This window comes from Xanthomonas sp. NCPPB 3582 (assembly GCF_041475735.2).
Classification (GTDB): Bacteria; Pseudomonadota; Gammaproteobacteria; order Xanthomonadales; family Xanthomonadaceae; genus Xanthomonas; species Xanthomonas codiaei.
Map to the genome: position 1 here is coordinate 2,938,715 of NZ_CM192968.1, position 25,152 is coordinate 2,963,866.

At 66.1% G+C, this 25,152-nt stretch carries 19 protein-coding genes; 10 read left to right on the forward strand and 9 right to left on the reverse strand.

Features of this window, described 5'->3' with window-relative positions; translation table 11 throughout:
- The first annotated feature begins 2 nt into the window (after positions 1-2).
- From ACCQ05_RS12355 to ACCQ05_RS12375, 5 genes are all read left to right on the forward strand, one after another.
- Positions 3-1,058, forward strand: a complete 1,056-nt coding sequence (locus ACCQ05_RS12355) for a quinone-dependent dihydroorotate dehydrogenase (RefSeq protein ID WP_372390546.1) — start codon at positions 3-5, stop codon at positions 1,056-1,058.
- Entirely contained in the window at positions 1,055-2,107 is a 1,053-nt protein-coding gene (gene murB, locus ACCQ05_RS12360) for a UDP-N-acetylmuramate dehydrogenase (RefSeq protein ID WP_372390548.1), read from the forward strand. The genes ACCQ05_RS12355 and murB overlap by 4 nt, the downstream gene beginning before the upstream one ends.
- Positions 2,101-3,012, forward strand: a complete 912-nt coding sequence (locus ACCQ05_RS12365; protein WP_372390550.1) for a DMT family transporter — start codon at positions 2,101-2,103, stop codon at positions 3,010-3,012. Before murB ends, ACCQ05_RS12365 begins: the two co-directional genes overlap by 7 nt.
- Before the next feature lie 139 nt (positions 3,013-3,151).
- The gene (locus ACCQ05_RS12370; protein ID WP_372390552.1) at positions 3,152-3,871 is read left to right on the forward strand and encodes an aspartate/glutamate racemase family protein; all 720 of its coding nucleotides are present in this window, start codon (positions 3,152-3,154) and stop codon (positions 3,869-3,871) included.
- Positions 3,872-4,004: 133 nt separating this feature from the next.
- Entirely contained in the window at positions 4,005-5,318 is a 1,314-nt protein-coding gene (locus ACCQ05_RS12375; RefSeq protein ID WP_372390555.1) for an MFS transporter, read from the forward strand.
- A 141-nt stretch (positions 5,319-5,459) separates the two neighbouring features.
- Here ACCQ05_RS12375 and ACCQ05_RS12380 read toward each other — a convergent pair whose 3' ends face one another.
- Positions 5,460-6,158 (reverse strand): phosphatase PAP2 family protein, encoded by a 699-nt coding sequence (locus ACCQ05_RS12380; RefSeq protein ID WP_228961497.1) that lies wholly within the window; start codon positions 6,156-6,158, stop codon positions 5,460-5,462.
- Positions 6,139-7,404: a flavodoxin-dependent (E)-4-hydroxy-3-methylbut-2-enyl-diphosphate synthase gene (gene ispG / locus ACCQ05_RS12385; RefSeq protein WP_372390557.1), complete on the reverse strand. Its 1,266-nt coding sequence runs from the start codon at positions 7,402-7,404 to the stop codon at positions 6,139-6,141. The genes ACCQ05_RS12380 and ispG overlap by 20 nt, the downstream gene beginning before the upstream one ends.
- Before the next feature lie 120 nt (positions 7,405-7,524).
- Here ispG and ACCQ05_RS12390 point away from each other — a divergent pair, with 120 nt between their 5' ends.
- Complete coding sequence (locus tag ACCQ05_RS12390; protein WP_372390560.1) at positions 7,525-8,751, forward strand: ATP-binding protein; 1,227 nt, start codon at positions 7,525-7,527, stop codon at positions 8,749-8,751.
- A complete protein-coding gene (locus ACCQ05_RS12395; protein ID WP_104540484.1) occupies positions 8,748-9,326 on the forward strand; it encodes a response regulator transcription factor in 579 nt (192 codons plus the stop codon). Before ACCQ05_RS12390 ends, ACCQ05_RS12395 begins: the two co-directional genes overlap by 4 nt.
- Positions 9,327-9,439: 113 nt before the next feature.
- Here ACCQ05_RS12395 and ACCQ05_RS12400 read toward each other — a convergent pair whose 3' ends face one another.
- On the reverse strand, positions 9,440-10,432 hold the full coding sequence (locus tag ACCQ05_RS12400; protein ID WP_372390563.1) for a glycoside hydrolase family 5 protein: 993 nt from the start codon (positions 10,430-10,432) through the stop codon (positions 9,440-9,442).
- 417 nt (positions 10,433-10,849) lie between these two features.
- Here ACCQ05_RS12400 and ACCQ05_RS12405 point away from each other — a divergent pair, with 417 nt between their 5' ends.
- Entirely contained in the window at positions 10,850-12,703 is a 1,854-nt protein-coding gene (locus ACCQ05_RS12405) for a putative bifunctional diguanylate cyclase/phosphodiesterase (protein WP_372390565.1), read from the forward strand.
- Between the two features lie 244 nt (positions 12,704-12,947).
- On the opposite strand, the gene ACCQ05_RS12410 is transcribed toward ACCQ05_RS12405, so the two are convergent.
- Together ACCQ05_RS12410 and ACCQ05_RS12415 are read right to left on the reverse strand one after the other, a co-directional pair.
- Positions 12,948-13,454 (reverse strand): hypothetical protein, encoded by a 507-nt coding sequence (locus tag ACCQ05_RS12410; RefSeq protein ID WP_372390567.1) that lies wholly within the window; start codon positions 13,452-13,454, stop codon positions 12,948-12,950.
- 23 nt (positions 13,455-13,477) lie between these two features.
- Positions 13,478-14,965, reverse strand: coding sequence for an XVIPCD domain-containing protein (locus tag ACCQ05_RS12415; protein ID WP_372390569.1), 1,488 nt, complete (start codon positions 14,963-14,965; stop codon positions 13,478-13,480).
- Positions 14,966-14,995: 30 nt separating this feature from the next.
- Here ACCQ05_RS12415 and ACCQ05_RS12420 point away from each other — a divergent pair, with 30 nt between their 5' ends.
- Positions 14,996-15,481 (forward strand): hypothetical protein, encoded by a 486-nt coding sequence (locus ACCQ05_RS12420; protein ID WP_372390571.1) that lies wholly within the window; start codon positions 14,996-14,998, stop codon positions 15,479-15,481.
- On the opposite strand, the gene ACCQ05_RS12425 is transcribed toward ACCQ05_RS12420, so the two are convergent.
- The 4 genes from ACCQ05_RS12425 to ACCQ05_RS12440 form a co-directional block, all read right to left on the reverse strand.
- The gene (locus ACCQ05_RS12425) at positions 15,467-16,753 is read right to left on the reverse strand and encodes a hypothetical protein (RefSeq protein ID WP_372390573.1); all 1,287 of its coding nucleotides are present in this window, start codon (positions 16,751-16,753) and stop codon (positions 15,467-15,469) included. The genes ACCQ05_RS12420 and ACCQ05_RS12425 overlap by 15 nt on opposite strands.
- Before the next feature lie 27 nt (positions 16,754-16,780).
- Positions 16,781-17,506, reverse strand: coding sequence for a hypothetical protein (locus ACCQ05_RS12430; protein ID WP_372390575.1), 726 nt, complete (start codon positions 17,504-17,506; stop codon positions 16,781-16,783).
- A 611-nt stretch (positions 17,507-18,117) separates the two neighbouring features.
- Positions 18,118-19,680 carry a sodium/sugar symporter gene (locus ACCQ05_RS12435; protein ID WP_104540481.1) on the reverse strand — a complete coding sequence of 521 codons (1,563 nt, stop codon included), beginning with the start codon at positions 19,678-19,680 and terminating at the stop codon, positions 18,118-18,120.
- Between the two features lie 259 nt (positions 19,681-19,939).
- Complete coding sequence (locus tag ACCQ05_RS12440) at positions 19,940-22,555, reverse strand: glycoside hydrolase family 3 protein (RefSeq protein WP_372390577.1); 2,616 nt, start codon at positions 22,553-22,555, stop codon at positions 19,940-19,942.
- 431 nt (positions 22,556-22,986) lie between these two features.
- Between ACCQ05_RS12440 and ACCQ05_RS12445 the strand changes: the two genes are divergently transcribed.
- A complete protein-coding gene (locus ACCQ05_RS12445; protein ID WP_228962099.1) occupies positions 22,987-24,942 on the forward strand; it encodes a PhoX family protein in 1,956 nt (651 codons plus the stop codon).
- Positions 24,943-25,152 lie beyond the last annotated feature (210 nt).

The following is a 25,152-nucleotide window of genomic DNA, read 5'->3' on the forward strand; positions in this document are numbered from 1 at the left end:
GCATGTATTCGCTTGCCCGCCCCTTCCTGTTTTCCCTCGATGCCGAACGCGCCCATGCGCTGGCATTGCGCTCCATCGATACCGCCTACCGCACCGGCACCACGGCGTTGCTGGCCAAGCGCCCGGTGCCGTTGCCGACGCCCGCATTCGGGCTGATGTTCCCCAATCCGGTCGGGCTCGGCGCCGGGCTGGACAAGAATGGCGAACATATCGACGCGCTGCTGGCGCTGGGGTTCGGCTTCGTGGAGATCGGCACGGTGACGCCGCGTGCGCAGGAGGGCAACCCCAAGCCACGCATGTTCCGGCTGCCCGAGTACCAGGCGGTGATCAACCGCATGGGCTTCAACAACCTGGGCGTGGATGCGCTGGTGGCCAATGTGCAGCGCGCGCGCCGTCGCGGCGGCCTGCTCGGCATCAACATCGGCAAGAACAAGGACACCCCCAACGAAGACGCCACCAGCGATTACCGCTACTGCATGGAGCGGGTGTATCCGCTGGCCGACTACATCACCGTCAACATCTCCTCGCCCAATACCGCCGGCCTGCGCGAGCTGCAGGAAGAACAGGCGCTGCGGCGCCTGATCGCCGACCTGCGCGAAACCCAGGAGGCCCTGGGTGCGCAGCACGGCAAGCGCGTGCCGATGCTGGTGAAGGTGGCGCCGGATCTCAACGACCGCGACATCGATGCAGCCGCACGCGTGCTGGCGGATCTGGCGGTGGATGGCGTGATCGCCACCAATACCACGGTCACGCGCACGCTGGTGGCCAATCATCCGCTGGCCGGCGAAGCCGGTGGCCTGTCGGGCGCGCCGTTGCTGGGGCAATCTACCCTGGTGCTGCGCCGCCTGCGCGCACGCCTGCCCGAAGCGATTCCGTTGATCGGCGTGGGCGGCATCACCTCCGGCGCCGATGCGGTGGCCAAGATGGCCGCGGGTGCGAGCCTAGTGCAGTGCTATAGCGGGCTGGTGTATCGCGGTCCGCCGCTGATCGGCGAATGCGTCGATGCCATCCGCCGCCGCCGCGAGGCGCCCAGCGGCGGCGCGGTGTCGCCGTTATGAGCGATGCCGTGCAACCGGGCTGGCGCCTGAGCGAACATGCCTCGCTGCAGGCCTTGAACACATTCCACGTGCAGGCCACCGCGCGCTGGCTGCTGCATATCGACACGCCCGAGGCCTTGCCGCAGGCGCTGTCGGCGCCGCAGATCGCGGGCGAACCGCTGCTGGTGCTGGGTAGCGGCAGCAACGTGCTGCTGGCCGGCGACCCGCCGGGCTGCGTGCTGTGTTTCGAGAACTGCGATATCGCCATCATTGCGCACCATGCCGACCATGCCATCGTGCGTGCCGGCGCTGGCGTGAACTGGCATGCGCTGGTGCTGTATTCGCTGCAGCAGGGCCTGTCGGGCCTGGAGAACCTGGCGCTGATTCCCGGCACGGTGGGTGCCAGCCCGATCCAGAACATCGGCGCATACGGCGCGCAGGTGGGCGACTTCATCCATGCGGTGGAGGCCTTCGACCGGCAGGGCCAGCAGTTCATGCGGCTGGGGGCAGAGGACTGCGCGTTCGGCTACCGCGACAGCGTGTTCAAGCGGCAGCCCGAGCGTTACCTGATCGTGGCAGTGGAGTTCAACCTGCCGCTGTTGCACGAATTGCGGCTGGACTATGCCGGCATCCGCGAGGAGCTGGCCCGCATGGGAGCCGAGCTGGCCGGTGCGGCCGATGTGGCGCAGGCGGTGATCAACATCCGCCGGCGCAAGCTGCCGGACCCGGACGTGCTGGGCAATGCCGGCAGTTTCTTCAAGAACCCGCTGCTGCCGAGCGAGCAGATCGCGGCCTTGCAGGCCAGCTTCGCCGAGATGCCGGTCTACCCCGGCGAACAGGCCGGCCAGGGCAAGTTGTCGGCGGCGTGGTTGATCGAGCAATGCGGCTGGAAGGGCCGGCGCGAAGGCGACGCCGGCGTGTCGCCCGATCACGCGCTGGTCCTGGTCAACTACGGCAGCGCCAGTGGCGCGCAGTTGCTCGACGTCGCACGGCGCATCGCCGAATCGGTGCGCGAGCGCTATTCGGTGATCCTGGAGCCGGAACCGCGCATCATCGGAGCGCATTGGTGAGGGCAGCGTCGGCGCCGGTGCGCGCCGCCATCTGGATGCTGATCAGCACGCTCGCCTTCGGCCTGATGGCCATCAGCATCCGGTTTGCCTCCGCGCACATCCCGACCACCGAGATTGCGTTCTTCCGCAATGCCTTCGGCTTGCTGGCGCTGCTGCCCTTGATCGTGCGTCCGGGCAAGCCGCTGCCGCGCACGCGCCAGCTGCCGCAGTATTTCGCCCGCACCTTGATCGGCCTGGCCTCGATGCTGTGCGGGTTCTGGGCGATCGGGCACCTGCCGCTGTCGCAGGCGATTTCGCTGTCCTACTCCACGCCGCTGTTCGTCACCGTGCTGGCGGTGGTGTGGCTGCAGGAACAGGTGCGCATGCGGCGCTGGCTGGCGGTGGCGGCAGGCTTCATCGGCGTGCTGGTGATCCTGCGGCCGGGCTCGTCCAGCTTCAGCCCGGGCCTGCTGGTGGCGCTGCTGGCCGCGGTGATCAGCGCCATCGTGGCGATCCAGATCAAGCAGCTCTCGCGCAATGACGACTCCGACACGGTGGTGTTCTACACCTACGTGTTCTGGGTGCCGATGTCGCTGATTCCCGCGCTGTTCCAGTGGAGCTGGCCGCAGGGCATCGACTGGCTATGGCTGGTGGCCACCGGCATCTTCGGCACCGCCGGGCAGTTGTTCTGGACCCGCGCACTCAAGCTGGGCGAGGTCTCGGCGCTGCAGCCGATCAGCTTCATGCAATTGCCGCTGGTGGCGCTGCTGGGCTGGTGGCTGTTCGGCGAGGCGATCGAGCGGCATACCCTGACCGGTGCGGCCATCATCATCGGCGCCAACGTCTACATCGCCCATCGCGAAGCGGTGCTGGCACGCCGCGCCGCCACCCATGCGCCGCTGGAAGGCGCCAAACCCGGCGAATAAACGCGGCCAACACCGCAGCGGCGCGGCCGATGCGCGAAATCTTCCGTGGCGCTCGTACACTCCCGGGTCTGGGTGCATCGTCCACGCCCACCCGACAACCGCTCGCAATGTTGTGTTCGCCACTCCAGGGCCTTACGGCATGCCACCTGCATCCACCGCGTTGAAACCCGTCAAGACGCTCGGCCTGATCGGTGGCATGAGCTGGGAATCCACCCAGACCTATTACCGGCTGATCAATCAGGCGGTGCGGCGCGAGTGCGGCGGACTGCATTCGGCCAGGCTGGTGCTGTACAGCGTGGACTTCCAGGCCATCGAACGGCTGCAACAGGCCGGCGACTGGGACGCGGCCGGCGATGCCATGGCAGACGCCGCGCGTGCGCTGCAGGCAGCCGGTGCCGAGCTGCTGGTGCTGTGCACCAACACCATGCACTGCGTGGCCGATGCCATCACCGCCGCCACGCCGATGCCGCTGCTGCATATCGCCGACGCCACCGCCGATGCGCTGGATGCCGCAGGCATCACCCGCGTGGGGCTGCTGGGAACGCGCTTCACCATGGAGCAGCCGTTCTACCGCCAGCGCCTGCAAGCACGCGGCCTGCAGGTACTGGTCCCGCCGGAAGAGGCGCGCGTGCAGGTGCACCGGGTGATCTACGAAGAACTGTGCCAGGGCGTGATCCAGGCATCCTCGCGCCTGCTGTTCCGCCGGATCATGGCCAGCCTGGCCGCCGACGGCGCGCAGGCCATCGTGCTGGGCTGCACCGAGATCGCGCTGCTGGTGGACGCCAGCGACGCCCAGGTGCCGCTGTTCGATACCACCGCCCTGCATGCCGAGGCGGCAGCGCGGGCCAGTCTGGGCTGAGCGTGGCGACCGATTCGTGTTCGCGCACACGCCGGCAAGTACACCGCGCCGCAGCGCCCGCGGGGCCGCGCTAGCATGGCGGCATACCAACGCGCGGCGTTGCGCGCGTCCACGCCTACAAGGATGCCTGCCAGTGACCACTGACTCGCCCTCGCCCACCACTCCCAGGCCCCTGCGCGCAAGCGACTACAAGACCCTGGCGCTGTCGGCGCTGGGCGGGGCGTTGGAACTGTACGACTTCATCATCTTCATCTTCTTTGCCGCCGTGCTGGGCCAGTTGTTCTTCCCGCCCGGCATTGCGGAGTGGATGCGGCAGCTGCAGACCTTCGGTATCTTCGCCGCCGGCTACCTGGTGCGCCCGCTCGGCGGCATGGTGATGGCCCATTTCGGCGACCTGATCGGCCGCAAGCGCATGTTCGCGCTGAGCCTGTTGCTGATGGCGCTGCCAACACTGTGCATCGGCCTGTTGCCGAGCTATGCGCAGATCGGTGTGGCTGCACCGTTGCTACTGCTGGCCGCGCGCCTGTTGCAGGGCGCGGCGATCGGTGGCGAAGTGCCCAGCGCCTGGGTGTTCGTGGCCGAGCATGTGCCGCCACACCGTACCGGGCTGGCCTGTGGCACGCTGACTGCCGGCCTGGCAGGTGGCGTGCTGCTTGGCTCGCTGGGCGCCGGCGCGCTCAACCGCCACTTCAGCGCTGCCGAGATCGCCGACTACGCCTGGCGTCTGCCGTTCCTGGCCGGCGGGGTGTTCGGGCTGGTGTCGGTCTATCTGCGGCGCTGGCTGCACGAGACGCCGGTGTTCGCGGAGCTGGTCGCCATGCGGGGTCTCGCGCGCGAGACCCCGCTCAAGCTGGTGCTACGCGATCACCGGCGCGGCGTGCTGCTGTCGCTGGCGCTGACCTGGATGGTGGCCGGCGGCGTGCTGGTGGTGTCGTTGATGACGCCCGGCCTGCTGCAGAGCAGCTATCACTACCCGGCGGCGGTGGCGCTGCAGGCCAACAGCCTGGCAATCGTGCTGCAGGCGCTGGGTTCGGTGGTGGCCGGTGCGCTGGCCGACCGCCATGGCAACGGACGCGTGCTGCTCATCGGCAGCCTATTTCTCGGCGTGGCGGCGTGGCTGTTCTACCGCCTGGCCGGCGATCCGCAACTGGTGTTCCCGCTGTACGCGCTACTGGGCGCGGCCCTGGGCATCCTGGGGGTGATCCCGCGCATCATGGTCGAGGCGTTCCCGCCGGCCGTGCGCCTGTCCGGCGTGTCGTTCGCCTACAACCTGGGCTACGCCGTCTTCGGTGGGCTGACACCGCTGCTGGTGGTGATGCTGGTCAAGCAGCACCCGATGGGCGCGGGCTATTACGTGATGCTGCTGGCGTTGATCGGCAGCGTGATCGGCGCAGGGCTCTGGCGCAGGTCACCGGCGCACCCGCATCGCCCGACGCACGCCGCGTGAACCAGGCTGCACCGGCTGGAGCGTGACGCCGCCACGATGGGCATGGACGCCAGACTGAGCTGATTTCCACGGGTGCAACCACGCCGTGCGATCGCGCCACGCGCCAAAGCGCGATGGCGTGCAAGCCGCACAGGCGGGTAGTCAGACCGATGCGGCGGTGCGACGCCAATGCGGGCGCCGCGCACCGCGGAACATCACCAGATACAGCCCCACCACCCATGCCAGCGCCGCCGACCAGCCACCCAGGATGTCGGAGGGGTAATGCACGCCCAGGTAGATGCGCGACACACCGACCAGCAACGCGAACGTACTGGCCACGATGGTCACCGGCCAGCGCCAGCGGGTGCGCCAGGCCAGCGCGATGACCACCGCCGCCAGCGTCATCGAGCCCATCGCATGGCCGCTGGGAAAGCTGAAGGTGCTTTCCGGCGCGATCGACTCCCACAGGCTGGGCCGGTCGCGCTGGAAGAACTGCTTGGCCCCCATGTTGAGCAGCGCCGAACCGCCGAAGCCCAGCGCGGCAAAAGTCCCCTCGCGCCAGCGGCGCAGCGCCAGCAGCACCAGCACGATGGCGATGTCGACCGGAATCACGCCGTACTGGTAACCGATCTTGGAGATCACCCCGAAAAACGTATCCAGCTCCGGGGTGGCGATACTGCGCAGGCTCCACAGCAGCGGTTCGTCGAAGTAGAAGTTTTCCAGCTCGTGGACTTCGTCGGCCAGGTCCACGAACAGCCCCAGCGGCAGCAACACGCCGGCAAACAGCAACGCCATGCGCCACGCATTGTTGCGCAGCCATCCCCTGAATCCGGCCGGCGATTCAGCCGGCGCGGCGGACATAGGTGCGTTCGACGTACTGGTCGATCAGCGCGATGAAGTCCTGCGCAATGTTCTCGCCACGCAGGGTGACGGTTTTTTCGCCATCCACGAACACCGGCGCCGACGGCGCTTCGCCGGTGCCCGGCAACGAGATGCCGATATTGGCGTGACGCGATTCGCCCGGCCCGTTGACCACGCAGCCCATCACCGCCAGGGTCATGTTCTCCGCGCCGGGATTGGAGATCTTCCATTCCGGCATGCGCGCGCGCACGTGGTTCTGCACCACGCCGGCCAGCTCCTGGAAGAACTCGGAGGTGGTGCGGCCGCAGCCCGGGCAGGCGGTGACCATCGGAGTGAACGCGCGTTGCCCGGTGGTCTGCAGCAGTTCCTGCGCCACCACCACTTCCTGGGTGCGCGGTTGCCCCGGCTCGGGCGTCAGCGAGATGCGGATGGTGTCGCCGATGCCTTCCTGCAACAGCACGCTCAGCGCCGCAGCCGAGGCCACGATGCCCTTGCTGCCGATGCCGGCCTCGGTGAGTCCCAGGTGCAGCGCAAAGTCGCAGCGCGCGGCCATGTCGCGATACACCGCGATCAGCTCCTGCACACCGGACACCTTGGCCGACAGGATGATGCGCTCGCGCGGCAGGCCCAGTTCCACCGCGCGCTCGGCCGAGTCCACCGCCGAACGGATCAACGCCTCGCGCAGCACGCGGCCGGCATCCCACGGCGAGTCACGCCTGGAATTCTCATCCATCAGCTGCGCGGCCAATGACTGTTCCAGCGAACCCCAGTTGGCGCCGATGCGTACCGGTTTGTCGTACTTGATGGCGAATTCGATCAGCTGCCCGAACTGCAGGTCCTTCTTCTTGCCGAAACCGACGTTGCCTGGGTTGATGCGGTACTTGGCCAACGCTTGCGCACAGGCCGGCTCGGCGGCGAGCAGCTGGTGGCCGTTGTAGTGGAAATCGCCGATCAGCGGCACCTCGATCCCCATCATGCGCAGCTTGTCGACGATGCGCGGGATGGCGGCGGCGGACTCGGGATTGTTGACGGTCAGCCGCACCATCTCCGAGCCGGCGCGCCACAACTCGGCCACCTGCTTGACGCTGCCGGCAATGTCGGCGGTGTCGGTATTGGTCATCGACTGGACGACCACCGGGTGGCCTCCGCCCACGATCACGCTGCCGATCCTGACGGCCTGGGTGATGCGGCGCGGCCAGGCGGTGGCGTCGGCGGGAGGGGTTGGGCGGGTCACGGCGTCATGCATCTCGGTATTTTAGCCTGTCCTCCGTCCGCTCACAGCTGAAGCGTGCTGCGGCCGGTCTTCCGGGCCGATGCGACGGTTTGTCGCAGGCCGCCACGCCCCCAAGCGCATAGCATTGCCGTGATGAACAGCTCCGACGCCTCCTTCCTGCGGACCCTGTGCAGCCTGCGCTGGCTGGCTACCGCCGGCCAGGCCGCCACCATCCTGGTCGCCACCGGCCTGATGGGCCTGAACCTGCCGCAGCAACCGCTGTGGGCCGGCGTGGCCGCGCTGGCGGTGTTCAACCTGTATGCGCAGCTGCGCGTGGCCCATCGCGGCGCGGTGAGCCCGGCCACCGAATTCGGACACATTCTGGTCGATGTGACCGTGCTGACCTGGATGGTGGGCTGGAGCGGCGGCATCGCCAACCCGTTCGGCTCGCTGTTCCTGGTGCTGATCGCGCTGGCCGCGCTGGCCCTGCCGCTGGGCTGGGCGATGGCGGTGGCGGCGTCGTGCGTGGCCGGCTACGTGGTCAGCGCGGCATTCGGCCTGCCGCTGCCGTACGGCAGCTTCGACCCCTTGAGCCTGCACATGTGGGGCATGGCGGCCAACTTCCTGCTGTCCACCGTGGTGGTGCTGGCGTTCGCCACGCGGCTGGCGTTGTCGATGCGCGAACGCGAACGCGAAATCTCCACCCTGCGCGAGCGCTTCGCCCGCAACGAGGGCATCGTGGCGCTGGCCACGCATGCGGCCTCGGTGGCGCACGAACTCAACACCCCGCTGGCGACGATGACCCTGCTGGTGGACGACATCGCCGACCAGTGCGACCAGCTGGAGTTGCGCGAGGATCTGGACACCTTGCGCGAGCTGCTGGTGCAATGCCACGAGCGCGTCCTGGCGCTGGCCGCACCGGCCGACAACGGCCATCTGAGCCGCGAGGTGGCGGTCAAGGACGTGCTGGAACAATGGCGGCTGGTGCGCCCCACCATCGAGCTGCGCCGCAACGAGGACGCACCGATGCGGTTGATGCTGCAACCCGGCGTCAGCCACCTGCTGATGGTGCTGCTCAACAATGCCGCCGATGCCGGCGAGCGCGCCGGCCGCCCGCAGATCGACCTGACGCTGCGGGTGGAGGACGACCATCTCAGCGGCGAGGTACGCGATTACGGCCCCGGCTTCGACACCGCGCAAGCCATGCTGCCGGGCACCTTGTTCAACAGCGGCAAACACGACGGCATGGGCGTGGGCCTGGCCTTGTCGCATGCCACCGTCGAACGCCTGCAGGGCGAGCTGTGGATGCTGCCCGCCGAAGGCAGCGGCGCCCGCGTCGGGTTCCGCCTGCCGCTTTCCGAACACGAGGCCCTGGCATGACAAGCACCCCGATCCGTACCGGCCTGTTGGTCGACGACGACACCTTGTACCTGCGCACGCTGCAGCGCAGCCTGGCGCGGCGTGGCGTGGAAACGCTGACCGCCACCGATGCGGACAGCGCGCTGTCCACCGCGCGCAGCGCATTGCCGGACTTCGCCCTGATCGACCTCAAGCTCGGCCACGATTCCGGCCTGAGCCTGATCCAGCCGCTGCGGCAGATCCGCGCCGACATGCGCATCCTGCTGGTCACCGGCTACGCCAGCATCGCCACCGCGGTGGAGGCCATCAAGCTCGGCGCCGACGACTACCTGCCCAAGCCGGCCAACATCCCCACCATCATGCGCGCGCTGGGCGAGGAAGACGACGACCTGCCCGAGCCGGACGAAGAAGAAACCGCGCAGGAAATGATGACCCCGCTCAGCCGCCTGCAGTGGGAACACATCCAGCAGGCGCTGCACGAAACCGGCGGCAACGTGTCCGCGGCCGCACGGTTGCTGGGCATGCACCGCCGCTCGCTGCAGCGCAAGCTGACCAAGCGCCCCAGCCCGGGACCGCAGCGCGAACCCGGACGCTGATCGCAGGCGGGCAGCGCGCAGGAACCGGAGCGTACGAGCGGTACACGCCGGTTCCGAACACCAACCGCGCCCACCTGACGGTTGCGCCGTAGGTCTGTCAGCCGCTCCTGGATCTAGCGACGCCTCGGACCGAAGATGCTGGCCCTGCGCGAGGTGGCGCGGATGCCGTCGGGGCCGTCGATCAAGCTGCGCCCCCAGCTGCTCAGGCGGGTCGGATCCCAGCCCAGCACGATATCCAGCGACTGGTTGCTGCTGTCGTTGCCCGACCACGACCAGCCCATGTAGCCGACCCCGTACTCGCGCGCGCGCCGCATGATCGCCGCCTCGTCGACCTGCGCGCCGCGATGGTCGGCGCCGAACTCACCCACCACCAGCGCCAGGCCATTGCTGCGAAACGCGCGCAGATAGCTGTCCACCGACGCATCGCTGCCGAACACTTCGTACATGTGCACGCTGAAGACGATGTTGCGGCGGCTGTCCTGGGCCAGCAAGGCCGCGGCGTTGTCGCGCATGTAGAACTGCCAGTCCTGGCCCCAGTTGGGTGCATCCACCATCAACGCATGGGTCAGGCCGGCATTGCGCAAGGTGGCGATCGCACGCGCGTGGCCGGTCACCCATTCGCTGGCGCTGAGACGGTTGCCGAACGGTTCGTTGCCGATATTGATGATGACGTAGTCCTCCTGCCCCACCAGCGCGCCGCGCACGCTGGTCCAGTAGCTGGCGGCATGGGCCAGGGTGGCGGCCGCGCCTTCTTCTCCGTAGCCGGTGGTGTCGTGCACCTCCAGCACCGCGATCAGGCCCAGGCTCTTGCAGCGCGCGACGATGCGCGCGACCTCCGCTTCGGGCGTGCGGGTCCAGCGGTGACCGGAACTGAGTACCACGCGCACGCTGTTGGCGCCGGTGGCAGCGATCTGCGCCAGTGCGGCATCGGTGCGATCGGCAAACCAGGCATGCGGCAGGTTGATGCCGCGCAGGACCAGCGTGTTGCCATTGGTTTCGCGCAATTGCGTGCCGGAAACGGATAAGCCGGCGTGTGCGGCCGATGCCAGCGCAAGTCCGAGGATCAGCAGCGCGGCGCGCTGCGTCAGGCGAGTGAAGAGTGTCATGAGTCGCTCCTGAGGGTGGGTGCCGCGGACGTACCGACATGCCATCGCATGGGCTGGCCCGCGCACGCCGACCGTGCCCGCCGTGCCCTGCGGCGATCTGCGGCCCGGTCACAGAATCGACAAAAGCCGCGGATGCGGACCAAGTGCTCAGACCGCACCGCCGCAGGGCTGGTAACGTTAACTTCTGTACAACCGCGCGCCCGCTCAGGTTGGCCTGGGTGGGCGCCCAGCCCGAGAGCGCAGCGTTTTGCTGCCGCGTCGTGTTGCGCAGCGCTGTGCTGCAGCGCGAAACGCACCGGCGGTTGCCGGTACGACGGATGCCGACGCCTCGCACTGCACCATGCGTTTGCGCTGCTGGCAGCTGAATAAGCCGGTGCGGTCACGTCAAGTGGATACGGCCGAGGCCGATACAGCCACATGCCCTCCGTGCCCGCCCCCGTCAGTCAGCCGTCCCCCATGTCCGAAGAATCCACCCGTCTGGCCGTCCTGCGTGGCCTCTGCCTGCTGGATTCGCCACCGGACCCGGTGTTCGACACCATCGCCGCGATGGCCGCACGTGCGCTGGGCACGGAGATTGCGCTGGTGTCGCTGGTGGACGAGCACCGCCAGTGGTTCAAGGCACGCGTTGGCCTGCCGGCGCCCGAGACACCGCGCGAGCAGGCGTTCTGCGCGCATGCGATCCACTCCGACCAGGTGATGGTGGTGCCGGATGCGCAACTGGACCCGCGCTTCAGCGACAACCCGCTGGTGCTGGGCCCGCCCTTCATCCGCTTCTACGCCGGCGCGCCCTTGCAACTGCGCGACGGCCACCGCATCGGCACGCTGTGCGTGATCGGCACCAGCCCACGCGAGGGCCTGGATGCGGAGGCATTGCTGCATCTGGAAGGATTGCGCGACCTGGCCGTGCTGCGGGTGGAAAACCTGCGCAGCACCACCTATCGCGATGGCGCCACCGGCCTGCCCAATCGCTCGCGCTTCGGCGAAGACCTGGATACCTGGCTGGCCCAGCGCGAGACCGCGCCGGCCACCACCGCGGTCGCCATCGACGTCTGCGGCAGCGATTACTTCCGCGATATGGTCAAGGCGCTAGGCTGGGACTACGCCGATGGGTACGTCGCGCTGGCGCAACGTCGCCTGACCGCCTACCTGCCCGCCGGTACCCTGCTCTACCGGCTGGACCCGACCACCTTCGGCTTTCTCACCCCAGCCGAAAACCAGCGTCTGTCCGGCCTGTGCAACAGGCTGTCCAAGGCGTTCACCGAACCGCTGGATCACCAGGGCATCCCGCATACCGCGGTGGCCTCGATCGGCGCGGTGTCGCTGCACACCAGTTATGGCGCGTCCGACACCATCCGTTCGCTCACCACCGCGGTGGATGTCTCGCGCCAGCGCGGCCTGACCTGGAGCATGTACGAACGCAAGCACGACGTGGCCCAGCGCAACACCTTCCGCCTGCTCGCCGCGCTGCCGGCCGCGCTGGACAGCGCCAGCCAGCTACGCCTGCATTACCAGCCGCGCGTGGATCTGCACGACCATCGCTGCGTGGCGGTGGAAGCGCTGCTGCGCTGGCAGCACCCGATGATCGGCCCGGTGATGCCGTCGGACTTCGTGCCGATGGCCGAGAAGACCGCGCTGATCAACCGCATCACCGCCTGGGTGATCGATAACGGCATCGCCCAGGCCGCGCGCTGGCAGCAGCAAGGCCTGGACTTCAACCTGGCCTTGAATGTGTCGGCCGCCGACCTGGACCGCCCCGGCTTTGCGCTGCTGCTGCGGCGCGGGCTGGAACGCCACAAGCTGGATCCACGCCGGCTGGAGATCGAATTCACCGAAAGCGCGATGATCCGCCACCCCGAACAGCTGGCCGAACAGCTCGCCGCGGTGGCCGCGCTGGGCGTGCACATCGCCATCGACGATTTCGGCACCGGCTACAGCAATTTCAGCTATCTCAAACAGCTACCGGCCAGCTCGTTGAAGATCGATCAATCCTTCGTCCGCTCGCTGCCGGACAACCGCACCGACCGCACCCTGGTGCCGGCGATGATCCAGCTCGGCCACAGCCTGGGCCAGCGCGTGGTGGCCGAAGGCATCGAATCGGCCGAGGCCTATGCGCAACTGCGCGCCTGGGGCTGCGACGAAGGCCAGGGCTACTGGATCGCAAAACCGATGCAGGCCGCCGCGCTGGAAGCCTGGTTGCAGACGCCCTGGCAGGCGCAGTTCGCCGCGCCGGTCACACTGCTTGCAGCAAACATGGCGGCGGCGCGGGTCTGAGCGCAGACGGCCCGAGCCGGCAACAGTTCACCGACAGGCTTGGGACGCTGACTTCGCGCTGCCGCCGGCACGGACAATGCGATCCATGCCAATTCCTGCCACAGGGCGGACTTGGCGACAACCGCAACAATGCGCACCGAGGTGCCTGCCTGCAACGAGCGCGTCGGTGCGGTTCGCCGGACAGGATCGTGTGCCGTGGCAGTTGGCTGCATCGCTGAGTCAACAGCGCACGGAAGACCCTGGCTTACTGCCGCGTACGCGCCTGTTTCCCGGCGGAGGTATCCACCAGGATGTACTCGCCAGCCTTGCTCTTCCAGGTTGGCGCCTGTTTGTCGAGCTTGATGCACGGCCGGCCGCCACACGAGGTGATCTGGACATGCCGGGATGCCTGCAGCACCTCCGCGCGCACCTCTGCCGCCGCCGCGCGGGCGTCCGCCGCCTGTAACCGGTCGTTGGCCTGCCTGAGCAACAACAGGAATCCCGCCAGCAGTAGCGCAAAGAACACCACCAGCGTGGCCATGATCTTCCAGGCCCAGGCGATGCGGGGCTGCAGCGCCTCCCCCATCCGCTCCTGCTGTTCGCGGAACAGCGCCACCATCGCCTGCCTGAACATGGCCTCTTCCTGCTCCCTGGCGGCTTGCATCGCCACCTGCGCGCGTTTGGCCTGGTCCTGCAACTCGGCAATCAAGGCATCCAGACGCCCGGCGCCAAGCGCCATCTGCGCGAGGATCAGTCGTCCTTCCTCGTTCATCTCAGCAGGCTCCGGCGCTTGCATCAGTAGGAGAACCCTTGCTGCTGCGTCTGCATCTGTTGCTGCGCCTGGAACATCGCTTGGTCCTGCTGCCGCTGCGTTTCCGCAGTCAGCTGCTGCAGGCTCTGCTCCAGCGGCTGCGTGGCGGCCTGGGTCGTATCGATACTGGCGCGGTCGATGAACGCAGGCACGTTCGGATTGCCCGATGTCGCCAGCAGCGCACCACCATCCTGGCTCGGTGTCAGCGCATCGATGCGGGGCAGCTGATGCAACTTGGCCTGATACGCCACGGCTCCGGCAACCTGCTCCATCTGCACCCGGTCCAGATAACCGCCAGCCTGCGGCCCCAACCGCTCCAGCTGGGTCATGGCCTGCGCAAACAGCGGATTGTCGCGGCCGGGCAAGTGCTGCTGTCGCGCCAGCACGTTTTCTTCCGCCGCCGCAAGCGTCTGCTGCCAGCGCTCAGGGGTGGCGTAGGCCATCGATGCCGCCCGCGCTCCCTGTGCGTCGCCGGCCTCCAAGGCCGCGTAAAAGCGTTCCACCAGCGGGTCCTGGTGGCGCAACACAGTCTGTCCCGAAACTGGCGCGTCACGTTCCGAGGCTGATGGCACGGATGCCGGCGCGATCGGGACATACTGATGGTCGTGCCCCTGGCTGGCGTCCTGGGTGTGGTGAAAGCGACCCAGCGCCGCCGGTGTCTGGCTGGTATCCAGATATGGGCGCGGCGCCTTGTTCGCACCGAGGTCCAGGCCCTCCATTTCGATCAGCTCTTCCTTCAGGCCCAGCGCCGCCATGTCGATGGCGATCTGCGGTTTGGCGCCCTGATACCGCACGGTGGCCTTGTCCTCGGCAGCAACGATCTGCTCCAGCGCCCAGGTACCGTAAAAATTGGTGTAGTCGGCGGTGGGGTTGGGCTTGTGCTCGCCCAGATGCACCGGGCGTTGATTGGGCTGGGCATGCAACGCCGAGGGGCGGTCGAAGTAATGCTGCCCCATGGCGGCGATATTGGCCGGGGTCTGGGACAGGCTGCCGTCTTGGTTGAAGGTGAGGCCGGGGCGGGCTTGTGCAGGTGTTGTGGAATTGCCTCGCACAACAAAGTCATCAAGGCGAGTATTCGGGACCTTCGCCATGTTAGAAATGCTGGTGGCAGGGTTGATCTGCTTTTCTCGACTAAGCAACGCATTCCAGCCCGCAATCTCTGCTTTCGCCTCATCTTCGCGCCCAGACTGGATATACGCTCGCAATTCGTCGGTGTAGTCGTGCACCGCCCCTCGCACCTGGGCCTGCTTGGCGATGGCCTGCATGAATGCCTGCGTTGCCCGGTCCTTGGTCGCATCGTTGAAGCCATGCTGGATCTCGTGGCCGAGCACGAAGGTCATGTCCCGCGCATCGTACTTGCCTTGGGGATTGGTAGCTGTTTGGGTCTGCAATCCCAGCGGCGGCAGATTGATGCCCTTGGGCGTGCCGTCCTGCTGCACGGTGTTGCCGTCATAGGTGGCGCCGGCAGCCATGCTGCTACCCAGCAGGCTGAAGTGCTGCACATGCCCCTGGCCCACCGCCTGCTTGATCTGCGCCGCCAGCACCGGCGAACCGTTCAATGTGGCCTGCAGATTGCGCACCATGTCCTGATCGACGGTGCGCGTCTGACCGGCCCCGTCCTGCCAGGTCTTATGGGCAAAGTCGACGCTCATTCCCTGCAGCCCGACCACCGCCTTCAGATCGCCGCTCGCTGCGCTGCCGCTGGGCTGGAAGCTCGCAATAGGAATCGTCACAACACCTGTGGCCTTGTCGTAACTACCGGTCAAGTTGGGCGCACCACCCGGCACCTCCAACGCAAAGCCCTTGAGCTGGCCAGACGCAGCCTGCTGGTTAAGCCGTGCAGCATCCGCGCGTACTACCGCACGCAGCTGCGCCTCCTGCGCCAGCGTGGTGCCTGGCTGCGCGACAAAATGCGCCAGGGCGGCTTCGAGTTGCGGATTTGGATTAGCCATGTGGTCACCCCCCTGGGCCGATTAACGGCCGTTTAACATACGAATGGACCTAACGCAAAGACGGTCAGAATCGCCGACAATCAAATCCTGCGGAATAATCAAAAGTGTCATATCTACGGTTCCATCACTCTTTTTAAATTTTGTGTAACGCCAGTCCTCCAGTTGGCCAATTTCACCATAGGTCGGGTGGTCGACAAACTCCATTGCCTTAAGGGCATTATGGTAATAATTGAAGTCAATTTCACAGATCTGCGTCATATTTGCAAAACGTGCTACGGAATTCCTAAAATCCAAATACACCGATTTTTGGTTTGATTTGGTTTCTTCAAGGTACCCAACAATATAACTCCAATTTGAGCCGAGACTCGCTTCTGCAACATAGTGGCTTTCATCACCAGGAATAGCCGAAAACTTCAGCCCCATTGATTCTCGAACAAGGTTCAAACTTAGGTCGTTGCGCGATTCCAACCCCTCAATCAACTTCAAAAAACGCTTACCGATCTCTCCGGCGCTGAGTGTCGGATTCTCGGTGGTGGCAACCGGCTGCATGGTGGTGGTCTCTTTGGCAGGTGGGCGCCGTTCGGCAGCGGATGCGCAGGCAGACAGCGCTAACGCGCACGATAGCGCAAGCCATCGCGCCGTTGATCTTGTCAGTTTGCCATATCCAGCATGACGGGAAATCAGGCCTGGCGCACTGACCGGCATATCCAACGCAGCGTAGTTAAGTTGGTCGCTAGCGGCTTGCAACCCCAGCGACGGCCGATTGATCCCCCTTGGCGTGCCGTCCTGCTGCACGGTATTGCCGTCGTAGGTGGCGCCGGCTGCCATGCTGTTGCCCAGTAGGCTGATGTGCTGCACATGCCCCTGGCCTACCGCCTGCTTGATCTGCGCCGCAAGCACCGGCGAACCATTCAAAGTGGCCTGCAGATTGCTCACCATGTCCTGATCCACAGTGTGCGTTTGCCCGGCAGGGTCCTGCCAGGTCCTGTAGGCAAAATCGACACTCATGCCCTGCAGCCCGATCACCGCCTTCAGATCGCTACTCGCTGCGCTGCCGCTGGGCTGGAAACTCGCAGCCGGAATCGTCACCACACCCGTGGCCTTGTCGTAACTGCCGGTCAGGTTGGGCGAGCCGCCCGGCACCTCCAACGCAAAACCCTTGAGTTGCCCGGACGCGGCCTGCTGGTTGAGCCGGGCAGCATCGGCGAGTACCGCTGCACGCAGCTGCGCCTCCTGCGCCAGCGTGGTGCCTGGCTGCGCGACAAAATGCGCCAGGGCGGCTTCGAGTTGAGGATTCGGACTCGTCATGCAACTGCCCTCCTTAGACGATCAATTTCAATTCAAAGTGCCGATGGATTTGACGCACAAGCGCCCGGCCTTCCCCGCAATCACGTTCTGCGGAATGATCGACAGTGTCATATCCACCGTCCCATCGCTCTTCTTGAACTTCGTGTAATGCCAGCTTCGCAGCTCGCCAATTTCCCCATAATTCGGCTCGACCAGGAACCCCATGGCGACCAAAACATTATGGTAATGATCGAAATCAAGTGCGCACACCGGCGTCATGTCGCCAAACTCTTCCTTCGAGTTGATGAACATGAGGCTGGCACCATTCTTCAACGAGCCGGATTCGGGGATGTACCAAAGCATGTAATACCACCCATCCCCAAGCGCCTGGCTGTACGAATAATGTTCACCCTTTGGCACGTAGGACAATGTGATTCCCGTAACATCCTTGATCCGCTCCACGCTCAAGTCGTCGCGTGATCCCAGCCCCTCGATCAGCTTCAGGAACCGCTTGCCGATCTCGTCGGCGCCGAGTGTCGGATTCTGGGTACTGGCAACCGGATGCATCGTGGTGGTCTCCTTGGCAGATTGCGGTGACTCCGAAGCGGTCGCGCAGGCGGTCATGGCCAAGACGCACGACAGCGCAAGCCAGCGCGCCTTTGACGCTTTCACCTTGGACACCGGCCTGGCGTAGTGCCAGATTAAATCCGGCAGTCCACCCGGCACCTGCAATGCAAAGCACTTGAGATGCGCATTGACTAGCTGTTCCGACATAAAGTCGTAACCCTCTTATTTGATGTATCAAGCATCAAGGTCAGCACATCAGCACTCGGATGGCTTTTTTCTTTCTCGGTTTAACAGCGCAATCCAGCCCGCAATCTCTGCAATAGCCTAATCCTCACGTCAAGACTGGATGCAAGCCCGCAATTTGCATGTGAGGATTGGCAGCCGTTTTGGTCTGCAATCCCATCCGCGGCAGATTGATACCCTTGGGCGTCCCGTCCTGCTGCACAGTCTTGCCGTCATAAGTGGCGCCAGCCGCCATGAGCGCACTGTAACAGGGACGCCATTAGAAACTGCAAGAACGGCCCACAAGCTGTGGGCAACCGCCAGACGGGAACGGAGGCGCCTCGGAAGCCTCATGCACAACGTGTACAAGGCCGCTTGTCCGCACGGTCCGTGCCGCTCTACCGGCTTCTTCAGCCACGAGGTGTCTGTGCCCGTTGACCAAAAGCGTCCGCCGGCAGTAAACCGCATGCGCAAGAGCGCATCGGCCGCCGAGCGGGCAGCCTCTTTCGGGCTGCCCGTCGGCGCGTTTGCGTGCGATGCCACAGAAGACGTTGCGAGCGCCTACCGACGCGAACGCACAGTGGCGCTGTGCGTTTCTACCAGAACACCGTATACAGCACGATCAGGATCGCGATCACGCCGGCCGCGCCGAGCTTGAAGCCCAGGGTGGTGCCATAGGCCACATCGTCGGTACGGATCAGGTCGCGCGCCTGCGTGGCCGGCGTCATCAGCGAGACCAGCACCGCCAGCACCAGCGCGGCCAGGAACACCACCCCGATGCGGTCCATGAACGGCAGTTCCGGCCACGCGAACTTGAGCGCGAACGACAACACCACCGAGCCGATCGCCGCGGTCAGTGCGCCGGCTTCGTTGGCGCGCTTCCAGAACAGGCCGAGCATGAAGATCACCACCACGCCCGGGGTGAAGAAGCCGGTGAATTCCTGGATGAACTGGAAACCCTGGTCGAAGTTGCCCAGCAACGGCCGCGCGGTGAGGATGCCGATCAGCACCGACACCGCGGCCACGATGCGGCCCACGCGCACCAGCGTCTTCTGCTCGGTGTGCGGACGGAACTTGGCGTAGAAATCCAGGGTGAAGATGGTCGCCACCGAGTTGATCTTCGAGGCCAGCGAGGCCACGATCGCCGCCACCAGCGCAGCGAACACCAGGCCCAGGATGCCGGTGGGCAGCAGCTGCATCATGGTCGGATAGGCCTGGTCGGGCTTGGCCAGGTCCGGCGCCAGCACCACCGCGGCGATGCCGGGCACCACGATCACCAGCGGCATCAGCAGTTTCAGGAACGCGGCGAACACCATGCCCTTCTGCGCCTCGCCGATGTTCTTGGCCGCCAGCGCGCGCTGGATGATGTACTGGTTGAAACCCCAGTAGCTGATGTTCATGATCCACAGCCCGCCCAGCAGCACGCTCAGGCCCGGCAGATCCTTGTAGAACGGGTTGTCCTTGCTCAGGATCATGTGGAAGTGCTCGGGGTGCGCACTCCACAGATGCTGGAAGCCGGCCAGCACGCCGCCGCCATCGCCGATCCGCGCCAGCGTCAGCCCGGCCACCAGCAGCCCGCCCAGCACCAGCAGCGTGACCTGCACGATGTCGGTCAGCGCCACCGCCTTCAGGCCGCCATACAGCTGATAGACCAGCGCGAACACGCCGATCAGCGCCAGCGCCAGGGTCTGGTCCATGCCGGTGACCTGGCTGACCGCGATCGACCCCAGCCACAGGATCGAGGTGAGGTTGACGAACACGTACAGCAGCAGCCAGAACACCGCCATCAGCGTGCGGATCCACTTGCCGTAGCGCTGCTCCAGGAACTGCGGCATGGTGTAGATGCCGTTGCGCAGGAAGATCGGCAGGAAGAACTTGCCGACGATCAGCAGCGTCAACGCCGCCATCCATTCGTAGGAGGCGATCGCAAGACCGATGGCATAGCCGGACCCGGCCATGCCGATGATCTGCTCGGCGGAAATGTTTGCGGCGATCAGCGACGCGCCGATCGCCCACCACGGCAACGACTTGCTGGCCAGGAAGTAATCCTCGGCACTCTTGCTGTGGCCTGCCTTCTCGCGCGAGACCACTTGCGCGAGCACGAAGATGCCGGTCAGGTAGACCAGCACGATCACGATATCCAACGTCGCCAAACCCACTGCACTCTCCTGTCTGGCTCTGGGGTATGCGCCGACGATCAGGCAGGGCTGCAGAATGCCGCCGCCGCGCAACAGGTGCGCAATGGCAGCGCGGCGAACCGCGTCTGCAGGCCATCCCGGCCGATCGACAACACCGCCCCCGCGGCGGCTGATGACGCCACCGCGATCGGTGGCCGCTGAGTTGCGTCGCCGATGTCGGCGACGCGCTTGTTTCGATGAATCGACGCATCGCCCGCAGGCACGCCTGCGGACCTGCGGCTTACTTGACCGGGCAATCCACCGTGACTTCGGCTTCGTTGAGCGCGCCCAGCGCCACCTTCGACACCGACAGGTCCAGCGCCGCGCCGCTCTCGATGCTGGCGACCTGGGTCAGCCTGGTCACGTCGGCACCGGCTGCGGCGAAGCACTTGAGCGGCACCCCCACCACCTTCCACTGGCCTTGCGGCAGTGCGGCCAGGGTTTTCTGCGCGTCCACACGGCCACCGCACTTGTCGCCGCAGCCCACGCCCAGCCATACCGGCGCCGTCACCGCGCTGTCGCGACGCACGGTCAGCTGCAGCTGCACATCGCCATTGCTCTCGCGCGACACGTCCAGCGGCTTGCCGGACACCAGCAGCACGCTGGCCGGCGTGGCACCGGACCACACCAGGCGGCGCGCGTCTTCCTGCGCCTTGTGATCGACTGCGGTCATCTTCAGGCTGCCATCGGACAGGCCCACCGGCAGCGTGGTTGCCGGCATGTTGGCCTGGCCGGCGTTGGACAGCTGCATCGCAATGCCGAGCGCCGGCTTGCCACGCACGAAGTACACCCCGCCCACCGACTGCTCGCCGGACACGCCGGATTCTTCCGGCAGCGCCGCCACATCGCCCTTGTCGGCGTAGGTCAGGCCGTAGCCGAACTTGAACTGCGGGTCGTAGTCCTTCTGGCCCACGTTATTGGCGAACTGCACCGCGGTCTTGGGCCAGGAGAAGCTGAGCTTGCCCTTGAAGTCGTTCTGCACGCTGCCATCGGCCTTGCGCAGCAGCACGTCGGCAATGCCCTCGCCTTCCGAACCCGGCAGCCACGCAGCGACGAACGCATCGGCCGCGTTGATGTACTGGTTCATCCACAGCGGGCGGCCGCTCAGGAACACCGCCACCACCGGGATGCCGTCGGCCTTGAACTTCTTCAGCAGTGCCAGCTCGCTGTCGTCGCCCGGCTTGTACAGCAGGGTGGCGATGTCGCCCTGGAATTCGGCGTACGGATTCTCACCGAACACCACCACCGCCACGTCGGGCTTGGTCTTGTACGCACCATCGACTGCCAGCTCGGCCTTGCCGCCGGCGGCCTTGATCTGCTTGTCCAGGCCTTCCCAGATGGTGTTGCCGTTGGGGTAGTCGCTGCGCTTGGTGCCGGTGCCCTGCCAGTTCAGCGTCCAGCCGCCGGACTGCTTGCCCATGTCGTTGGCGCCATCGCCGACCACCAGCACGCGCTTTTTCGGATCCAGCGGCAGGATGCCGGCCTGGTTCTTCAGCAGCACCAGCGACTCGCGCACCGCCTGACGGGCGATGGCGCGGTGCTCGGGCGCACCCAGCAGTTCGTACTTGCCGCCGAGCGGGCGCTTGGACGGCTTGCCGGCTTCGAACAGGCCCAGGCGCATCTTGACGCGCAGGATGCGGCGCACCGCATCGTCCAGGCGCTCGGTGCTGATCTGGCCGGATTTCACTGCGGCCAGTTCGGTTTCGTAGATGCCTTTCCAGCTGTCGGCGGCCATCGCCATGTCGACACCGGCAATGAACGAGGCCGGGCAGTTGTCCTTGGTGCAGCCCTTGACCTGCCCATGACCATTCCAGTCGCCGACCACGAAGCCGCCGAAGTTCATCCGGCCCTTGAGCACGTCGGTCAGCATGACCTTGTTGCCGTGCATCTTCTCGCCGTTGAAGCTGTTGAACGAGGCCATCACCGTCTGCGCACCGGCCGCAATCGCGGGCGGGTAGCCTGCGGCGTGGATGTCGCGCATGGTGGCTTCGGACACCTTGGTGTCGCCCTGGTCCTTGCCGTCGGTGGTGCCGCCGTCGCCGACGAAATGCTTCACCGACGAAATCACGTGGCTGCCGTCCAGGAACTGCGGCGTGCCCGGCGTGCCCTGCACGCCTTCGACCATCTTGCCGGCGAAGCTGGCCACCACGTCGGGCGACTCCGAATAGCCTTCGTAGCTACGGCCCCAGCGGTCGTCCTGCGGCACCGCCACGGTGGGCGCGAAGGTCCACTCCATGCCGGTGACGCGGGTTTCGGCGGCGGTGACTTCGCCGATCTTCTTGATCAGCTCCGGATTGCGCGTGGCGCCCAGGCCGATGTTGTGCGGGAACAGGGTGGCGCCGACGATGTTGCTCTGGCCGTGCACTGCGTCGATACCGAAGATGATCGGAATCGCGTTGCCGCCCTTGGAAGTATCCATCGACGCTTCGTAGAAGGCGTCGGCCAGCTTCAGCCATTCGGCCGGGCTGGCGTTGTACTTGCCGCCCGGATCGGAGTTGCCGCCGGCCAATACCGAGCCGATACGGTACTTGCGCACATCGTCCGGGGTCAGGCTGGCGATGTCGCCCTGCACGGTCTGGGCAACCTTTTCTTCCACGCTCATCTTGGACATCACATCGGTGATGCGCTGCTCCAGCGCGGCGTCCTGCGCGAACGGCCACTTCGGCGAAGGCCACTGGTCCGGATGGATGGTGGTGGAGGCCTCGGCGGGCGCTGCAGCCGGCGCGGTCTTGCCGGCCTCGGCGGAGGCGGTGTCCTTGCCTTGGCACGCGGCCAGCATCAGCACCGCTGCGGCGGTGGCCAGAGAGAGCGCGCGACGCGCGACGGGCGCGGCGGTACGACGAAGCAACATGTCCAAGATACGGGTCTCCAGGGTGGTTCTCCCACGACGCTGCGTGCGCCGCAGGCCATTAGGCGGCGTACGCTTGCGTGAATCCCCTACCCTGTCAACCGCGCTCGCCCCTATGCCAAATCACGGCCAACTTATTGGCCGGAGCTATAGCCTTGGAATACCGGCAGCTGCTGTCAAACCACGGAAATTCGCTGAATCCGGCGCGCCGCCTGGGATTGGGCGGAGGCCCACTTTGCTGCATCGCACCACCCGACGACCGCCCTAGTGCGCAGCCGTCGCCGACCATATGGGCGATGGCGCTTGCCCGGCCCAGCACATCCCAACGCAAGCCAACGGGTGAGCTCGCTGTCAAACAAGCGTCATCTGCCGAGCCTAGCGTGACCAGCCTGCCGGTGTGTATCCGCCACCGTTGATCGTCGCCTTTGCCTGGAGTTTCGATGTCCGCCTCCCCCGACCCCACCCGTCGCCGCCTCATGCAAGTGATGGCGGCCGTTCCTTTGTTGCCGCTCGGCAGCGCCAGCGCCGCCGCACTCCAGCAGCTGGGCAGCGCCGCATTGGCGGCGCGCCCGCTGCGGCCTTCGGAAACGCCGGCCCGACTGGTGTCGGCCACCTTCCATGGCATGCCTGCCCCCAGCCTGGCCAATCCTGCCGCCATGGCCACCACCACGGTGGGCTCGTCGCTGAGCGTGGCCCGCAGCGACGGCACCAACCAGCGCTATGCGCTGGCCTACCACCCGTTCTTCGTCACCGGCGACCAGGTGCCCGACGGCAAGGGCGGTACCGTGCTGGCCGGCGGCTACTACGACATCCAGCACCGCCCCATCATCGACCGCTCCAAACCCGGTGCCGAACGCCCGTTCTTTTCCGACTGCCCGGACGGCTCCTCGCTGCTGACCCTGCCCAACGCCAAGGTCCCGGGCGTCAAGGGCAACCACGTGTTCGCGGTGGTGCAGTTCGAATACACCACCCGCGACCAGGCCGGCAACGACACCAATCGTCACCTGCCCGCGCCCATCGCCGTGCTCACCCTGGATCAGGACCCGGCCACCGGCAAGCTGTCGCTGGTGAAGTACCACAACGTCGACACCGCGCCAGTGCACGGGTTGTGGACCACCTGCGGCGCCAGCCTGTCGCCGTGGAATACCCACCTGTCCAGCGAAGAGTACGAACCCGACGCCACCGCGCTGGCCGGCAATACCCAGTTCCGTAGCTACAGCACGCACCTGTACGGCGACCCGGAAAAGGCCAATCCGTACCACTACGGCCACCTGCCCGAGATCACCGTGCATCCGGACGGCACCGGCAGCGTGCGCAAGCACTACTGCCTGGGCCGCATTTCGCATGAGCTGGTGCAGGTGATGCCCGATCAACGCACCGTGCTGATGGGCGACGACGCCACCAATGGCGGACTTTTCATGTTCATCGCCGACCGCAAGGCGGACCTTTCCGCTGGCACCCTGTATGTCGGCAAGTGGCACCAGACCTCCGGCGTCGGCCCGGGCGCGGCCACGCTGAGCTGGATCAGGCTGGGCCACGCCACCAGCGCCGAGATCCAGGCGCTGGCCGACCGCCTTACCGCCGCCGACATCCTCGACGTGCATCTGAGCGACCCGGGCGATGCCAGCTTCACCAAGATCCCGTTCAACGGCACCTTCAACTGGATCCGCATCAAGCCGGGCATGGAAAAGGCCGCCACCTATCTGGAAACCCACCGCTATGCCGCGCTGGCCGGCGGCAGCCTGGGCTTCACCAAGCTCGAAGGCACCACCGTCAACGCCCGCGACAAGATCGCCTACATGGCCATGTCCTACATCGTCACCAGCATGCGCAACGGCTCGGGAGACGTGAAAGTGGAGGGCCCGGATGCCGGTGCGGTGTATGCCTTGAACCTGCGCGGCGGGCGCCGCGACAGCAGCGGTGCACCGATCCACAGCGACTGGGTGCCGATCGACATGGCCGCGCCTGCCGCGCTGACCGGCCACGACCTGGCGCAGCCCGACGCGCTGGGCAATCTGGCCGACCCCGAGCGGCTGGCCAACCCGGACAACCTCAAGTTCTCCGAATCACTGCGCACCCTGTTCATCGGCGAAGACAGCAGCCTGCACGTCAACAATTTCCTGTGGGCCTACCACGTGGACAACGGCACGCTCACACGGCTGCTGTCGGTGCCGGCGGGCGCCGAATCCACCGGCCTGCACGCGGTGGACCAGATCCACGGCTGGACCTATGTCATGAGCAATTTCCAGCATCCAGGCGACTGGGAAAGCCCGCTGCACGATACCGTCAAGGCCACGCTGGATCCGCTGGTACGCGCCAACTACAAGGACCGCTTCGGGGCCGCGGTGGGCTATCTCACTGGCGACCCGGTGGCGGTGCAATTGAGCAAGGCGTAAGCGCAGATGGTGTCGCTCGCAGTGCTGGCAAGGCGCTGCGAGCGGCATCGTCTTTCGTCCGTCGTATCACTGCGCGACGGAGGCTTGCATGAGGGCCTGCTGATGTATGGCCATCGCGCAGCGTCAAGGGCGCGGCACCCTCATCGCTTGCAGGACACGCCGCAAGTACGTCCCTGTAGACTCGGTGGCGGCATCCGTGCCGCCAAAGGT

Coding starts and splice junctions, on each gene's coding strand:
- ACCQ05_RS12355 (WP_372390546.1), top strand. CDS start 3: ATGTATTCGCTTGCCCGCCCCTTCCTGTTTTCCCTCGATGCCGAACGC.
- murB (WP_372390548.1), top strand. CDS start 1,055: ATGAGCGATGCCGTGCAACCGGGCTGGCGCCTGAGCGAACATGCCTCG.
- ACCQ05_RS12370 (WP_372390552.1), top strand. CDS start 3,152: ATGCCACCTGCATCCACCGCGTTGAAACCCGTCAAGACGCTCGGCCTG.
- ACCQ05_RS12380 (WP_228961497.1), bottom strand. CDS start 6,158: ATGTCCGCCGCGCCGGCTGAATCGCCGGCCGGATTCAGGGGATGGCTG.
- ispG (WP_372390557.1), bottom strand. CDS start 7,404: ATGCATGACGCCGTGACCCGCCCAACCCCTCCCGCCGACGCCACCGCC.
- ACCQ05_RS12390 (WP_372390560.1), top strand. CDS start 7,525: ATGAACAGCTCCGACGCCTCCTTCCTGCGGACCCTGTGCAGCCTGCGC.
- ACCQ05_RS12395 (WP_104540484.1), top strand. CDS start 8,748: ATGACAAGCACCCCGATCCGTACCGGCCTGTTGGTCGACGACGACACC.
- ACCQ05_RS12400 (WP_372390563.1), bottom strand. CDS start 10,432: ATGACACTCTTCACTCGCCTGACGCAGCGCGCCGCGCTGCTGATCCTC.
- ACCQ05_RS12405 (WP_372390565.1), top strand. CDS start 10,850: ATGCCCTCCGTGCCCGCCCCCGTCAGTCAGCCGTCCCCCATGTCCGAA.
- ACCQ05_RS12410 (WP_372390567.1), bottom strand. CDS start 13,454: ATGAACGAGGAAGGACGACTGATCCTCGCGCAGATGGCGCTTGGCGCC.
- ACCQ05_RS12415 (WP_372390569.1), bottom strand. CDS start 14,965: ATGGCTGCCGGCGCCACCTATGACGGCAACACCGTGCAGCAGGACGGC.
- ACCQ05_RS12420 (WP_372390571.1), top strand. CDS start 14,996: ATGCCCCTGGCCCACCGCCTGCTTGATCTGCGCCGCCAGCACCGGCGA.
- ACCQ05_RS12425 (WP_372390573.1), bottom strand. CDS start 16,753: ATGACGAGTCCGAATCCTCAACTCGAAGCCGCCCTGGCGCATTTTGTC.
- ACCQ05_RS12430 (WP_372390575.1), bottom strand. CDS start 17,506: ATGTCGGAACAGCTAGTCAATGCGCATCTCAAGTGCTTTGCATTGCAG.
- ACCQ05_RS12445 (WP_228962099.1), top strand. CDS start 22,987: ATGTCCGCCTCCCCCGACCCCACCCGTCGCCGCCTCATGCAAGTGATG.